The organism is Bacillus sp. BSL6, from assembly GCF_052928345.1.
Map to the genome: position 1 here is coordinate 278,266 of NZ_JAVGCW010000002.1, position 14,450 is coordinate 292,715.

The 14,450-nt window shown below is 34.5% G+C and carries 16 protein-coding genes, 1 riboswitch and 1 other annotated feature; of the genes, 3 read left to right on the forward strand and 13 right to left on the reverse strand.

Going from position 1 to position 14,450, the window contains the following annotated elements:
• Positions 1-137: 137 nt before the first annotated feature.
• A complete protein-coding gene (locus RCJ96_RS07595; protein WP_080493755.1) occupies positions 138-656 on the reverse strand; it encodes a hypothetical protein in 519 nt (172 codons plus the stop codon).
• Positions 657-770: 114 nt separating this feature from the next.
• Positions 771-1,868, reverse strand: a complete 1,098-nt coding sequence (locus RCJ96_RS07600) for a site-2 protease family protein (protein ID WP_071741634.1) — start codon at positions 1,866-1,868, stop codon at positions 771-773.
• Between the two features lie 151 nt (positions 1,869-2,019).
• Here RCJ96_RS07600 and RCJ96_RS07605 point away from each other — a divergent pair, with 151 nt between their 5' ends.
• On the forward strand, positions 2,020-2,217 hold the full coding sequence (locus RCJ96_RS07605; protein WP_001053353.1) for a hypothetical protein: 198 nt from the start codon (positions 2,020-2,022) through the stop codon (positions 2,215-2,217).
• Positions 2,218-2,321: 104 nt separating this feature from the next.
• Here RCJ96_RS07605 and RCJ96_RS07610 read toward each other — a convergent pair whose 3' ends face one another.
• A complete protein-coding gene (locus tag RCJ96_RS07610; RefSeq protein ID WP_139302858.1) occupies positions 2,322-3,173 on the reverse strand; it encodes a hypothetical protein in 852 nt (283 codons plus the stop codon).
• 108 nt (positions 3,174-3,281) lie between these two features.
• Here RCJ96_RS07610 and RCJ96_RS07615 point away from each other — a divergent pair, with 108 nt between their 5' ends.
• Positions 3,282-4,058 carry a class I SAM-dependent methyltransferase gene (locus tag RCJ96_RS07615; RefSeq protein ID WP_074609411.1) on the forward strand — a complete coding sequence of 259 codons (777 nt, stop codon included), beginning with the start codon at positions 3,282-3,284 and terminating at the stop codon, positions 4,056-4,058.
• A 39-nt stretch (positions 4,059-4,097) separates the two neighbouring features.
• On the opposite strand, the gene RCJ96_RS07620 is transcribed toward RCJ96_RS07615, so the two are convergent.
• Positions 4,098-4,307: a hypothetical protein gene (locus tag RCJ96_RS07620; RefSeq protein WP_000880630.1), complete on the reverse strand. Its 210-nt coding sequence runs from the start codon at positions 4,305-4,307 to the stop codon at positions 4,098-4,100.
• Between the two features lie 270 nt (positions 4,308-4,577).
• Positions 4,578-4,836: a binding site (T-box leader), on the forward strand.
• A 57-nt stretch (positions 4,837-4,893) separates the two neighbouring features.
• On the opposite strand from RCJ96_RS07620, the gene brnQ3 reads away from it, so the two are divergent.
• A complete protein-coding gene (brnQ3, locus tag RCJ96_RS07625) occupies positions 4,894-6,249 on the forward strand; it encodes a branched-chain amino acid transport system II carrier protein BrnQ3 (RefSeq protein ID WP_416504403.1) in 1,356 nt (451 codons plus the stop codon).
• 23 nt (positions 6,250-6,272) lie between these two features.
• On the opposite strand, the gene RCJ96_RS07630 is transcribed toward brnQ3, so the two are convergent.
• The 9 genes from RCJ96_RS07630 to gltP form a co-directional block, all read right to left on the reverse strand.
• Positions 6,273-6,611, reverse strand: coding sequence for a DUF3922 domain-containing protein (locus RCJ96_RS07630; protein ID WP_139302860.1), 339 nt, complete (start codon positions 6,609-6,611; stop codon positions 6,273-6,275).
• 57 nt (positions 6,612-6,668) lie between these two features.
• The gene (locus RCJ96_RS07635) at positions 6,669-7,301 is read right to left on the reverse strand and encodes a response regulator (protein ID WP_000598709.1); all 633 of its coding nucleotides are present in this window, start codon (positions 7,299-7,301) and stop codon (positions 6,669-6,671) included.
• Positions 7,298-8,353 (reverse strand): sensor histidine kinase, encoded by a 1,056-nt coding sequence (locus tag RCJ96_RS07640; RefSeq protein WP_074609405.1) that lies wholly within the window; start codon positions 8,351-8,353, stop codon positions 7,298-7,300. Before RCJ96_RS07640 ends, RCJ96_RS07635 begins: the two co-directional genes overlap by 4 nt.
• Positions 8,353-9,093, reverse strand: a complete 741-nt coding sequence (liaF, locus tag RCJ96_RS07645) for a cell wall-active antibiotics response protein LiaF (protein ID WP_000716089.1) — start codon at positions 9,091-9,093, stop codon at positions 8,353-8,355. The genes RCJ96_RS07640 and liaF overlap by 1 nt, the downstream gene beginning before the upstream one ends.
• Before the next feature lie 106 nt (positions 9,094-9,199).
• Complete coding sequence (locus RCJ96_RS07650) at positions 9,200-9,862, reverse strand: PspA/IM30 family protein (protein WP_000814145.1); 663 nt, start codon at positions 9,860-9,862, stop codon at positions 9,200-9,202.
• A 50-nt stretch (positions 9,863-9,912) separates the two neighbouring features.
• Entirely contained in the window at positions 9,913-10,269 is a 357-nt protein-coding gene (locus tag RCJ96_RS07655) for a lmo0954 family membrane protein (RefSeq protein WP_000808632.1), read from the reverse strand.
• Positions 10,270-10,497: 228 nt separating this feature from the next.
• The gene (locus RCJ96_RS07660; RefSeq protein WP_416504404.1) at positions 10,498-11,814 is read right to left on the reverse strand and encodes a Na+/H+ antiporter NhaC family protein; all 1,317 of its coding nucleotides are present in this window, start codon (positions 11,812-11,814) and stop codon (positions 10,498-10,500) included.
• A gap of 95 nt (positions 11,815-11,909) precedes the next feature.
• A riboswitch (SAM riboswitch) is annotated at positions 11,910-12,015 on the reverse strand.
• A gap of 120 nt (positions 12,016-12,135) precedes the next feature.
• Positions 12,136-12,654, reverse strand: coding sequence for a DUF402 domain-containing protein (locus RCJ96_RS07665; RefSeq protein ID WP_074609400.1), 519 nt, complete (start codon positions 12,652-12,654; stop codon positions 12,136-12,138).
• A gap of 67 nt (positions 12,655-12,721) precedes the next feature.
• Positions 12,722-13,993: a glutamate/aspartate:proton symporter GltP gene (gene gltP, locus RCJ96_RS07670; RefSeq protein WP_000821149.1), complete on the reverse strand. Its 1,272-nt coding sequence runs from the start codon at positions 13,991-13,993 to the stop codon at positions 12,722-12,724.
• Between the last annotated feature and the right edge of the window lie 457 nt (positions 13,994-14,450).

Sequence of the window (14,450 nt, forward strand, 5' to 3'; positions counted from 1 at the left end):
TTAACTGTTTTTAGTTTAACTGAATTGTATAATACAGATTGTGATTTTAATCACTATTAACACGGTGTTTTTGTGAAAAATATATGAACATTGAACTTACAAAATAAAATAAGCCAACTAGAATGCTAGCTCGCTTATTATTTAGACTGTATCGCTTGTTCAATTACCTTTATATCTTTCCCATCTCCAAATTCTGTATACCCCCAGATGTTCGTTTCACCTCTATATTTATTTACAATAATATCTAAGTCATGGTATACGCGATGTGCATACACTACATACTCAATATTTTGGAGCTCCACACCTTTTTTTACAATTTCATAGCTTCTATTTACATCACGTTTTATTTTTTCATTCTTTATGTCTGTATGTATATTTTTTAACGATGATTCTTGTTGTTGAAACCATTGTTTAAATTGGTTCCAGTCCCCTTCTGTATAATTCTCTGCTTTACCATAATTTAAGAAATTATTATAACTTTCATGTGTCATACGAATAAAATCTAGTACTTTTGTCTCTTCTTGCACATCTTCTATTTCAGCTGTTGTACTTACCTCAGCGGGCTTATTCGCATAATGTAATAATACTTTCATAAGACTATAGCTCGCAATGATCATTACGATAATAATCACGAATACATTTAACAATTTCTTCATATACAGAACTCCTTCTCTACTAAAGATATTACAATGTATGACTATACTTGTAACATTCTCTCGTAGAAATATAATTCCTGTATAAATTCTTCCTATCATTTCGACAATATTCTTTTATACATTTCTCGTTGGCAAATGTTCTTGTAAAACAATATATCCTTCATAAGCTGCGTAGCCAAGTATAGCCATTAATCCGATATAACAAGCAAATACCGTCCATTTCGTTTTTGTATCCACTTTATAGTAGTTTTCCTGTTGTCTCTTTTCCGCATCCCATTCCTCTAATTTTCTTTCTGACATTTCAAATGCTTCTCTTATATGAATGGTATGTGTTTCTTTTTCATCTTCATACGGGACGTAATCCAGTGGCTCAAACTTCGGTAACAAATACTCTAACACTTCAATCTTTTGAAATTCTCCTGTTTTTAATTCTTTCTCTCTTTCTTTTTGCCTTAATACATTTATTTCATGTTGCATCATATATATATTTCGATGCACAGCACCAGTTTCTTTTAACTCCTCTTCAAGCCTTGCAACATATTCTTTCATTCCATCAATTTTATATCCTAATTCCTTAATTGGCTCATCTCTTTTTATTACTCTATACAATTCCATACAGCCGATAATAACAATAAATCCTCCCAAAATACTTTTAAAATAAATTGAATACCCAAGTAGTAAAACAAGCCCCGCTCCCCAAATTTTCGTACTTACAACTGAAATAATCCGTCCCCCGTCTAACGGAGAAACCGGAATTAAATTAAAGAAATTAATCATACTTCCGAGTAAAATAATGAGCGCCCAAAACGGCTCTTTCGTTATCATATAAAGTGGAATAGCCGGTAAAAATGAAAGTAATCCGAAAAGAGGTCCCATATAGGCAATATATGCTTCATCTTTTGCATTTTTAGGCATCTCTTTCATCCCAATAAGAGCGCCCATAAATGGAATAAATATTGCTGGCGATGTTGGTATACCTTTTCTTTTCGCAGCCCATAAATGGCCCATTTCATGAATAAACAACAAATAAATGAGCGCTACCCCAAATTTCCAACCATATATAACCGCGTACGCACCAAGTGATAGAAACATACTAAATACCGTTGAAAACTTTGCTAATTTAAAAATTGCAAATACCCACTTTAACTTAGAAAGTAAAAATAGCCCTATTGCAACAAGAATTCCCCATAATCCTTTTTTATTATTTTTCATATTCCTCTCCTTTATCTTTCATTAATGAATCATATACATTCATCAAAGCTTGTTCTTTTCTCTATTATGACATATTTTTTTCTATTGTTAGAAATAATGTTTATATAATCCATTTTTAGCCAAAAATATAAATAAAAGGAGGTGCACACAATTGAATTTACAATCTCTCATAATAGGCGCTCTATCATTTTTAGCTTCAACTCTTATTTTTTATACCGTTAGTTACGTATTATTATTAGATTTGTTGCCCAATCACGTATTTATTGCCCTTATCATCCTTTCCGCTCTTATGATTTCTTTCCTTATTACACGAAAATCAATGAATGAGCCATCTGCAAAAGCAAAGTAATAGAGAGGGGCGTCCCCTCTCTATTATCATTTCCTAGGAAAGTACATATAAAATTGAAAAATTTTTATTCCCCCCAATCCGTAAGGACTAAATAAAGATTCACTTTACCTTTGTAAATTCATTTTTTCACCATACTCTTTAACAATTTGAATAATATTTTGAAAAACACCTATTTTTTCTTGTTTACTATTTAATATTTTTAAATCATAATTTTCATAATATGTTTCTAATGACTTTAATTGTGATTCTGAAGCACCTTGTACCGGAACAGTAGCATGCAATTCATACTGTTTATATCCTTCCTTTACCTTTTCTCCTAAGATTTTTTCACTCTCTTTTGCTCCAATTAATTTTTGAACTTTTTCTGGAAAAATAACCTGCAAATAGTATTTTTGTTCCTTCTCTAACTTGTTGTATAGTGATTGTGAAATCGTATACCGTACTGTATAATTCACTTTTTGATCGCCGGCTTTAATATGAAACGCGGTAATCTGCAAATCTTTTTTCGTTACTTCCGTTAAAGGACCTACTTGTATCTCATCTTCTTTTTGTTCTGATACATTTGGAAATATAGCCAAAAGCTTTTCTGTATCTTTTTTATTCAGCATATACATAGCTTTCTTATGTTGTATCCATCCTCGTCTATCCTCTCCTCTTAGCCATGCATAATATGTTTCCTTTTTCCCATCTCTACTAATTTGTATTTCATATTCAGGTTCACCGAAGCTACCTGTTATTTCTTGTTTTTCAGCTTTATCTATAATGTCTATTACTACATTAGCTTCAGATTCCTGTAACTTTTTCTCTTTATCTTTTTTTTGTATAACGGTTACCTCTATTGTTTCTTTCACTTCATTCACCGTCTCTTCCACTTTTTTTGTTTCTTTTTTTTGCTCAACTTGACTACAAGATGCTAGTAACATAGCAAATAACAGCACTACATATTTCCTTCTCACCTTAATCCTCCTTTTACAATAAAAAACTCTTATAATCTTCATATAAAAAACAAAAACGTGACACACTATAAAATACGCTATACTAAGCATTGAAAGGAGGTCTTTTTCATGCCCATTAATTTTCACGATGCAAATAATAAATACACATACGCACAGCGAAACGCTCATATTTCTTGGAGAGAAATGATAAAAAATATTACAGACATACAAAACAAACGAATAATTGATATCGGCTGTGGTGGCGGGATTTATACGAAAGAACTTGCTCTTATGGGAGCAAAAAGTGTTGTTGGGCTTGATTTTTCAAAAGAAATATTACAAGCTGCAAAAGAAAACTGTAGTGGATTTTCAAATATTTCATTCATTCACGGTGATGCACATAGTACTCCATATCCTAACGATACATTCGACATTGTTATTTCGCGTGCGGTTATTCATCATTTGCAAGACATTCCTACATTTCTACGTGAAGCTTCTCGTATATTAAAGAAAAACGGTGTACTTATTGTACAAGACCGAACCATTGAAGATTGTACAATTCCTGGAAGCCCTGAACACATTCGTGGATATTTTTTCTCTATATTTCCGAAACTTATCGAAATAGAATCAAAAAGACGACCAAAAACCACCACGATACAACAAGAATTACAAAAATATTTTCTTCACGTGTTCCCCACTCAAACACAATGGGAAGTACGAAAAATACATGATTCTGTAGAAGCATTATTGCAAGATTTATCTCCCCGAACAGGTCGATCCATTCTATACGAATTAACAGATTATGAACTTTCTCAACTTCTACAACAAGTACAGACTGCCTTACAAAACGTCGCTCCTATTATCGAAAGGGATCGGTGGACCATTTGGAGCGCCATGAAGTTGTAAGGAAGGAAGCCTCACAAAATAATGTGAGGCTTCCTTCTTTCATAATCTAATTTTGCAACACTCTTGATACCCTCCACTTCTGGCCTGTGCACTTCCACACTTCGGACATACTAAATATCTAGACTGATTTGTCAACAAACTACCTTTTTGAAAGAGTAAAACTTCTGCTTGTTTAAACGAACGCGAATAATATAACCACATAAAACCAATTATAGCAATAATGCCAAATAATACTCCCATCGCAAGCATTCCAGTCACCTCTTTTGGTTTGTTCTTTCCAGCAAGTGGATTGTTGTATTATTCTCTGTAAATTCAAATAATCCCTTCTTTACTCCTATAAATATCAACTTTCTCTATAATTTTTACAATTCTCCGCAAATTTTTACTTCTGTTTTACAAGTCAATTTACATCAACTATTCATTTCAAAACAAATAACATTTCCGCATATATATATTTTATTAAAAAATATATTGACTTTCTAAAAAAAAAATGTGACAATACTTTCAGAATACTTGAATAAAAATTCATTGACGAGAACGAGTACGTTATAGAACTGTTCCCCAGAGAGTTGGCGATTTGCTGAAAGCCAACGTTCAGTGCGTAGCCGAAAATCATCTCCGAGAAGTAGAACCGAATGTTATAGTAAGTTCTTACCGGCTGTCCCCCGTTACAAGGAACACGTATCATGTTGTACGTTGCAAAGCCGTATACATATAGAATTATTTCTACATGTATAAATTAGGGTGGTATCGCGGGTAAATATAACTCGTCCCTTTCTTTAGGGACGAGTTTTTTGTGTTCTTACAAATGAATTTTAAAAAAGGAGGAAAAACAATGAACACTGTATCAAAAAAACATATTTTTTTCACGGGTCTTATGCTATTTTCTTTATTTTTTGGGGCAGGTAATTTAATTTTCCCTCCCATGCTTGGACAAAATGCAGGTGAAAACTTTTGGCCAGCAATGATTGGATTTTTACTAACAGGAGTCGGTTTACCACTACTAACTGTTATCGCAATTTCTTTATCAGGAAATGGTATGCAACAACTTGCAAGTCATGTTCACCCATTATTCGGAATATTCTTTACGGTAGTTGTATACATTGCCATTGGTCCTTCTATGGGTATTCCACGCGTTGCAAATGTCGCTTATGAAATGGGCGTAAGTTCTTTCTTACCAGAAACAATCCGTTCTAGCAGCCTAGTGCTATTTGTATATACAATCATATTCTTTGCTATCGTATTTTGGCTGAGCTTGAATCCATCTAAACTTGTAGATCGCATTGGAAATATATTAACACCTATTTTATTACTCTCTATTTTCTTATTGTTTGTTAAAAGTGTATTTACACCACTTGGGCAATCAGGACCAGCGATGCAAGAGTATCAAACTTCCCCGATCTTCAAAGGATTTATGGAAGGATACTTAACGATGGATACCATTTCAGCACTTGCATTTGGAATTATCGTTGTAAATGCTATTCGCTCTAAAGGTGTGAATGATCCTAAATCCATTGCCATCGCAACAGCAAAAGCAGGACTTATTGCCGCTACTGGTCTCGTACTTGTATATGGTGCGCTTGGCTGGCTCGGTACAACTAGCGTCTCGCTCGGATATGCAAAAAATGGCGGACAGTTACTTACTGTCATCGTACAACAATTATTCGGTCCATACGGCTTACTTCTACTAGCTCTAATCGTTACACTCGCTTGCTTAACGACATGTGTTGGACTCGTATCTGCATGTAGTCAATATTTCTCAACATTATTGACTAAATTTTCATACAAAACATTTGCAAGTATCATTTGTGCTTTAGGGTTACTAGTTGCTAACTTAGGTTTAACAAAAATCATTGCCATCTCTGTTCCAATTCTACTTGTTGTATATCCAATTGCAATTGTACTTGTTCTAATATCGTTACTGCATAAATATTTTGGGGGATATCGTTCTGTTTATGTAGGTGCTTTAATTGGAGCAGCTATAGTGAGCGTATTTGATGGATTAAAACAAGGGGGTATTTCAGTTTCATTTATCACATCATATTTTGAATTTATCCCTTTATATAATGAAGGAATAGGCTGGCTAGTACCTGCATTAGCCGGAGCTCTTATTGGCCTTGCAATCGCTAAGCTAAGTGGCGCGAAAAAAGTTCCCTTACTAACCGAATCTCGTGAAGTAAAAGCATCCTAAAAAAACTCCCAAAAGGGAGTTTTTTACTTTTGATAAGCAGTATGATTAAAACTGCTTATTTTATACGCTTTCGTATAATAGTCGATATTTGTATCCACTGTTTCTACTTTGACGACATCATAGCAATCTTCTTGCTTTATTAAAAATAAATAGTACTCTTCTGTCGCCTCAACAATTGCAATTTTATCTGTTTCAACATTATATTGTTCACAAAGCGCTTGTAATGCGTTCACATAATCCCCTAATTTTTTTGATTTATCCATGCCAAATATCGTTTGAACTAACATATACATTCTCCCCTTTATATGTACTGTTAACAACTTAATGATAACGCTTACATATATTAGCGTCAATAAAAAGATTCGGTGCAAACTAATAATCAGTGGGAATAGCTCCCCACTGATTAAAGTTTCACTGTATCATTTCGTCAATTGATGTCGAAACGCATAAATAACCGCCTGTGTCCGGTCACTTACATTTAGCTTATTTAATATATTGCTCACATGTGTCTTTACTGTTTTGAGGGCAATAAACAACTCATCTGCAATCTCTTGATTACTTTTTCCCTCTGCAATTAATAACAAAATTTCAGACTCTCTTTCTGTTAACTCCTCATGCAAAGGTTGTTCTTTCTTCTGACGCATACGAGACATCATTTTACCAGTAACTTTTGGCTCTAATACCGTTTCTCCATCATAAGTAGCTCGTACAGCGTCTGCTATATCACTCGCTCTTGATGTTTTTAATAAATAACTTGTCGCTCCGGCCTCAATAACAGGGTACAATTTCTCATCATCTAAAAAGCTCGTTACAACTACAATTTTCGCTTCTGGCCACTCTTGAATAATAGCACGTGTTGCTTCAACACCATCCATCTCGTCCATGACAAGATCCATTAAAATAATATCTGGTCTTAATTGCAGTGCTAACTCTGAACCTTTTCTTCCATTTTCAGCTTCTCCAACTACTTCAATATCTGGCTGCGTTGATAAATATGCTGATACACCCATTCGAACCATTTCATGATCATCCACTAGTAATACTTTTATCATGATTCTCCCCCTCTCTCAATCATAATCGGTACTTTTACTTCTATTTGTGTACCTTTATTTGGAAAACTAAGCACTTTTAATGTACCACCAATTTCATGAACTCGCTCTTGCATTGATCTTAATCCGTAAGAACCTGCCTTATTCACTCCTACTTTAAAACCTACACCATCATCAATAATTTTCAATATTGCATATTGATCAATTTTTCGAAGACGCACTTCCGTTTTCTTTGCCTTCGCATGACGTAAAGTGTTAGATAGCGCCTCTTGTACAATGCGGAATAAGTGATCTTCTACACCTTTTTTTAATTGAATCGGTTCAATTAACCATTCAATTTTCATATGTTGCTTTCTAGATAGTTCTGTTAATAATTCTTCTATACCTTCTGTTAGTTTCTTACCTTCTAACTGTACTGGGCGTAAATGAAGAAGCAATGCTCTCATCTCTGATTGTGCATTTACAACCATATTTTCAACAAGTTGCAACTGCTTTTTCGTCGTTTCTGGAAATTCAGCTACTTGTTCATTAATAGCCGACATCATCATCGACATTGCAAAAAGCTGCTGACTTACAGAATCATGCAGCTCCCTCGCCAATCGATGCCTTTCTTGGGAAATCGCTTCTTGTCTCATCTCTTCATTCCAATGAGCTCGTTCATTCGTTACTTTTTGAAAGAGTCCAGCTTGCTCCTCTAATCGACGAGCCAGACCGATTACTTTTCGTTCCACTTCATGAAATTCATCATCTGCAGTAAACGAAACATCGCTTGGAAAATTCCCTCGCTCCACTTCAAATAGAAATGTATTTAACCCTTGTATACGCTGCTCTATATAGTAACCGATTGCATATCCTACAATTCCCCCGATAAGTAAACTTGTAGTCATAATAAACAAGCCAATTGGAACAGAAGCGATGGATTCCTTCCATAATAAATCATATACTTGTTGCTCACTTTTCCATACATATACAATTGTACAAATGAGTGCGATACTAACTGAGGACAACATAGAATAACGAATATACATCCACGAAATATTTTTTTGTTTCTTCATTATACTTTCCTCACTTCCGTATCGCCTACGACAAGCGAAGAAATAATTTTAATACGACGAGGAGCCTCTTTATACTGCTCTGTTCTAAATGTAACATTGCGGTTAAACCCTGTCTCCTCATGACCTGGCAAGAGCACACGTCCGACAATAACAGAATGATTTAAAGACAGTTCAATATCATATGGCACATATAAACGAATATTACCAACGACACCCCGAATAACAATTACCGTCTCCCCTTCAGGAATCATAGCAGTTGTTAAATCTATTTCCACATCACAAGCACCATATTGAACATTAATATCCTCAAGTTCATAAATATGATCCATCATTCGTACATTACCTACAAACATGTTTTTTAAATATGGTTCTGTACGATATATTTGTTTCTCTTCGTCTATAATCCCTTTTTCTTTAATTTCAACCTTCATTGCCTTTTGCTTATGTCCTTGTTGAATCAATTGATAACCAATTAAAGCTAAACAAGCAAATACGACAAGAACAAATGCTGCTGATGAAAATAAGAAGAATAAAAATACGATACCACCAACAAATAAAAATACATTTCCCCGTACATAACGATTCTTTTTACGATAATGTCTTCCAAACATAAGCATAATAAATGCAAAAATAAGACCACCTGGTTCAAAATGTCCAAGTATCATATCAAGAAAAAGACCGAATCCAAATATGATGAGGAGCATCCCCATTAATTGTGTTTTTGAAAAATGCTTCTTCATTTCAGCTCCCCCCTTCTTGTCACATATACATAGAAGAAAAGGCATTGCTTTCCAACACCTTTTCTCCTATCACTATATCATAAGCCTGTTTTATAATATACTACTATTATTTTGTTAACTCTTTCGTTAACGATACATCATTCTTTTCTTTCATTTCACGCTCAAGTTTTGCAATTTTCATATCAAATGTGTCACGTTCATGCTCATCATTCATACGAGTTTCTAAGTCACGAATATGCTCTTCAATTTCTTCAAAGCGTAAGAATGGATTATTTTCATCCATTTTATGCATCGCAGTATTCATACGACGATTTGCATGTGCCATATTTTCACGTGCCATTAATTCCATACGTTTTGCGTGCATTTCTTTTAATTTATTTTTCATTTCAGAAAGACGACGCTCTAACTCATCAATTTGCTCTACAACACCTGCATACATTTCTTCTAATCGAGTTACTTGCCCTTCATAGTAAGCTACTTCTTCTAATGCACGCTCATGTAGTTGTAATTCGCCTGCTTCTTGAGCGATAAGCGCTTGCTTTGATCTTTTATTTACGAAATAACGAGCTTGCTCAAGCTCACGAGCAAAGTTAGATTTTAATGTTTTATGACGCTGAATTAACTTCTCAATTTTTGTTATTTCACGCTCACTATCGCGTAAATATTGGTTTAACATAGCAATTGGGTTTTTTCTTTCTTTCTCATCTAATACATTATGAAAATCTGCTAAAATTGCATCGCGTACACGTCCGAATAAAGATTGTTTCATTATAATCTTCCTCTCTTCTACTTTATAAATTTGATTTGATTTATTTTTTATTAGTTTTTCATTAACTTGTTCCACTCATCTTCAAAGTTGCTATATGGTTTAGAACTTTCTGGAGCAGAATCAACAACTACATCTTTTTCTTTTTTCCACTCACGGTATCCGTAGTATAAAACTACTAATGCGGCAATACCGATTAATGCTGGGGAATGAGAAAGGGCGATGGACAAGCCGATTAAACCAACAATACCCCAAGCTAACTTTCCAAAAAATGATTGTGCTCGCACAAATGATTTATAGCTCCAGTACACAACTCCTGCTCCAATTGCGAATCCTATAATACCAGCAAGACTGCCAAGAGCAATTAAAGCTAAAATACCAGCCGCGATAAACGCTAGAAATTGTTTCATCTTGTGCTTGCCTCCCTTCGATTTGATACTCTTATCTTAACTATTTTTTCTTTTTTCCATAACGAGCTTAAGAACCGTTTTCAACTCAGACTTAAGACCGAGTTGCATTCAGCCTTTTGTAAAAACATAAGGTAGCATGAGATTATTCACTCTTTTATCGCACAAAAAAAGCCGCACAGAGAACATTCTCTGTACGGCTTTCGTTACTTTTCATACACTTCATTTTCATTATGCTGTTTTATGATATTCTTTCTTTTCTGCTACTTTAGAAAACCTCGGGAAACCAATTAATATAGAAATGATCCCACATACTCCAACTAAGATTGGATAAAACGCATATGGTAACAATTCAATCGGAGATAATGCTGCAAATCCTGCTGCCGTTAACATTTGCCCACCATACGGAATTAATCCTTGCACACAACATGAGAAAAGATCTAATACACTCGCTGATTTACGAGGATCAATTTCATATTGATCTGCAATGTTTTTTGCAAGTGGACCTGTAAAGATAATAGAAATTGTATTATTTGCTGTACACATATTCGTCATCCCTACTAAACCAGCGATACCGAACTCTGCTCCTTTTTTAGAACGAATGTTACGCGTTAAAAGATTCATTAAATATTGAATACCACCATTATATTGGATCAATTCAACCATACCGCCAATTAAAATAGCGAGTAATACTAACTCCATCATGCCACCCATTCCAGTCGTTACACTTTTAAAGAAGCTCTCTAACGTGTAACTTCCATCTAAAAGACCGATAACCCCAGATAGTACAGTTCCACCAGTTAATACAATAAGTACATTCCAACCAAGTAGCGCTGTAATAAGTACTCCTGCATACGGTAAAATCTTTATCCAGTCAAAGCTATGCGCTTTAACTTGCGTGTCGCTTCCTAAAGTAAGAATTACTAATAGTACAATTGTAATAATAGCCGCTGGTAATACAATTAAAAAGTTCGTTTTAAACTTATCTTTCATTTCTGTTCCTTGTGAACGTACAGCTGCGATTGTTGTATCTGAAATAAATGATAAATTATCACCAAACATCGCCCCGCCAACAACGGTAGCCATTGCAAGCGCAATGGAGATATCAGTTTGCCCACTAATACCTACCGCAATCGGTGCTAATGCGGCAATTGTTCCCATTGAAGTTCCCATTGCTAATGAAATAAATGCCCCTATAACAAAAATTCCAGCTATAATAAATCCTTGCGGTAAAATTGATAACGCTAAGTTAACTGTAGAATCAACGCCGCCCATCCCTTTTGCCGTTTCAGAAAATGCTCCTGCAAGTACAAAGATTAGAACCATAATCATAATATCTGGGTTTCCTGCACCTTTAGCAAATCTTTCTACTTTTACATGAAAGCTTTCTTTACGATTCATCGCTAAAGCGACTCCTACAGCAATTGAAATTGCTACAAGTATCGGCAATTTATAGAAATCACCTGTAATAATTCCAGAACCTATAAATAGCGCCAAAAATATCCCAAGTGGTAATAAAGCTAAACCATTTCCTCTCGTTTCTTTCAAAGTACCATCTCTCCCTAGTTTCAACCTTTTTTCTAATGAATAACAAAAGACCTCTTCCAACGAGAAGAGGTCTTATACATCTATAAGAAACGCTCTTCTCATCTTTCAAGCACATGCTTGCTGGATTTGGCACAGCACTCTAAAATCGAGTCCGCTGCCGAGGCATCGTAGGGCCAGTCCCTCCGCCTCTCTTTATAAGAAGGTTTCATATTTATTTTTTAATAATAATTTCTTCCCTAACTTTACTCGCTTACAAAACAAAAGTCAATTATTTTTTGTATAGATTTTTTTGGTAATTATACAAAAATTTGAATACAATAATCATTTTAACTTTTTGATTTCTTCTTCCAATATTGAAATCCAATAAAATTCATTATTTTTTATTGCAGCTATAATCCACTTTGTAGTGTACCAAGCTAACTCATACTCTTCTTTTGTAACATCGCCACTTTTATAAGCATCCTCTAACTCATCTTCATCCAATACATACATTTTACCATTCGGTAATAATACCACATCTAAATATAAATCATCAAAATACGGTAAACCACGCTCGTCTATTTCATAGTCTTTCGCCACATCGATATAATATTGCACTAATTCCTTTTGATCATCTAACATAGCAGTAATCGCAAAGTTTTTCCCGTCTATGAAATATTGAATCCACGTATACTGATTGCCAGCAATACATAGCTCTTTCCCGTCATATTCTTTACAACTAGGTTCTCTCACCTTTTTTATTTCCAGTATTCCTAGCATTCCCTCTTCTATTTGCTTAACCGTATAATTCCTTTCTATTAGTCGCTTCCACGAAGAACCGTCACCATATTTACGTTTCATTACGTCCGCTTCCCTTCTATATAGAAAAGCCCTCACATATTATGTGAGAGCTTTTTTCAAATTATAATTAAGCTGCTTGCTTATTAGAAATTTCTTTCAAATAGGCTTGTCCTTTTTCAGCGTCATATTGACCTTCCCATTTAGACATAACTACAGCTGCTAAAGAGTTTCCTACAACGTTAACTGCTGTACGAGCCATATCTAAAATACGGTCAATACCGGCGATGAATGCTAAACCTTCAGGTGGAATACCTACTGTACCAAGTGTCGCTAATAATACAACGAATGATACGCCCGGTACACCTGCGATACCTTTTGATGTAACCATTAATACAAGTAATAATGTAATTTGTTGTGTAATAGATAAATCAATACCGTACATTTGCGCTAAGAAAATAGCTGCAATTGCTTGATATAAAGTTGATCCATCTAAGTTAAATGAATAACCTGTCGGAATAACGAAAGATGTAATTGCTTTCGGACAACCGAACTTCTCCATTTTCTCCATAATTTTCGGTAAAACTGTTTCTGAACTCGCTGTAGAATATGCTAAGATCAGCTCGTCTTTTAAAATCTTAAAGAATTGGAAAATGTTAATTCCAAATATTTTCGCTGTAAGTCCTAAGACAACTACAACGAAGAAAATCATTGCCCCGTATACTACAATTAATAATTTCCCTAATGGAATTAACGAAGCAAGACCAAATGTAGAAACTGTAACTCCAATTAGTGCAAACACACCAAATGGTGCAAATTTCATAACTTGATTTGTTACGTAAAACATCGCATCAGCTACACCTTGGAAAAATTGAAGAACCGGTCTTCCTCTTTCACCAATTGCTGCTACACCTAAACCAAATAATACAGAGAAGAAGATAATAGCAAGCATATCTCCGTCAGCTAATGACTTTACAATGTTTGTTGGAACAATATTTACAAATGTATCTGCAAACGAATGACTTTGTACTTGCTCTGTCGTATGTGTATATTTCGAAATATCTGTCTTTGTTAACTGCTCCATATTTACGCCTTTTCCTGGTTGGAAAATATTCGCAATTAATAGACCGACAATAATTGCAATTGTTGTAATAATTTCAAAGTAAATAATTGTTTTTCCGCCTAGTCGACCTAATTTTTTAACATCGCCAACACCAGCAACCCCAACAACAATACTTGCTACAACAATCGGTACTACAATCATTTTAATTAGTCGGATGAAAATATCACCAATTGGTTGTAAGTAACTCACCACTGCTGGATTGCCAAAGAAAATCGCACCAACCGCAATACCAAGCACAAGTCCTATTAATATTTGCCATGCAAGTCCTATTCTTTTCATATTTGTTGTAACCCCCTCTTCGATGTGTCACTCTACCTCTCATTCTATATCTATAAAACTTGAAATTAAGAGTATTACATATTATTCGACAATTCACTACATTTTGTCCCTGTTAAAAATCATAAATCAAAATTTAAAATCTGACAACAAAATAACTTTGCCCGAACGCAAATAATTTTCTTGACAAAAATAAAACCCATGTCAGAAAACCTAACATGAGAACGATTCCTTACTAGTATTTTATTGAGTTTCCAAATTAAATTTCACTACATAAAATAGACCTATTTATTCCTTTATTTAACAAAACGTAATCCAGAACACACCTTTGTTACACAAATTAAGAAAGAGAATCACCATTACAATTACCGTAAAAAAATGATAAATTCCGACAAAACTTAGTAATTTTATAAAATTTTCTTTACATTATGGTTACAACGATAGACACTCTTCTTCTTAT

Bases quoted from the DNA above. Each gene is read 5' to 3' on its own strand.
- RCJ96_RS07650 (WP_000814145.1), bottom strand. From the start codon at position 9,862: ATGAAACAATCTTTATTCGGACGTGTACGCGATGCAATTTTAGCAGAT.
- RCJ96_RS07595 (WP_080493755.1), bottom strand. From the start codon at position 656: ATGAAGAAATTGTTAAATGTATTCGTGATTATTATCGTAATGATCATT.
- RCJ96_RS07655 (WP_000808632.1), bottom strand. From the start codon at position 10,269: ATGAAACAATTTCTAGCGTTTATCGCGGCTGGTATTTTAGCTTTAATT.
- RCJ96_RS07665 (WP_074609400.1), bottom strand. From the start codon at position 12,654: ATGAAACGTAAATATGGTGACGGTTCTTCGTGGAAGCGACTAATAGAA.
- RCJ96_RS07600 (WP_071741634.1), bottom strand. From the start codon at position 1,868: ATGAAAAATAATAAAAAAGGATTATGGGGAATTCTTGTTGCAATAGGG.
- brnQ3 (WP_416504403.1), top strand. From the start codon at position 4,894: ATGAACACTGTATCAAAAAAACATATTTTTTTCACGGGTCTTATGCTA.
- RCJ96_RS07620 (WP_000880630.1), bottom strand. From the start codon at position 4,307: ATGCTTGCGATGGGAGTATTATTTGGCATTATTGCTATAATTGGTTTT.
- liaF (WP_000716089.1), bottom strand. From the start codon at position 9,093: ATGAAGAAGCATTTTTCAAAAACACAATTAATGGGGATGCTCCTCATC.
- gltP (WP_000821149.1), bottom strand. From the start codon at position 13,993: ATGAAAAGAATAGGACTTGCATGGCAAATATTAATAGGACTTGTGCTT.
- RCJ96_RS07640 (WP_074609405.1), bottom strand. From the start codon at position 8,353: ATGAAGAAACAAAAAAATATTTCGTGGATGTATATTCGTTATTCTATG.
- RCJ96_RS07635 (WP_000598709.1), bottom strand. From the start codon at position 7,301: ATGATAAAAGTATTACTAGTGGATGATCATGAAATGGTTCGAATGGGT.
- RCJ96_RS07615 (WP_074609411.1), top strand. From the start codon at position 3,282: ATGCCCATTAATTTTCACGATGCAAATAATAAATACACATACGCACAG.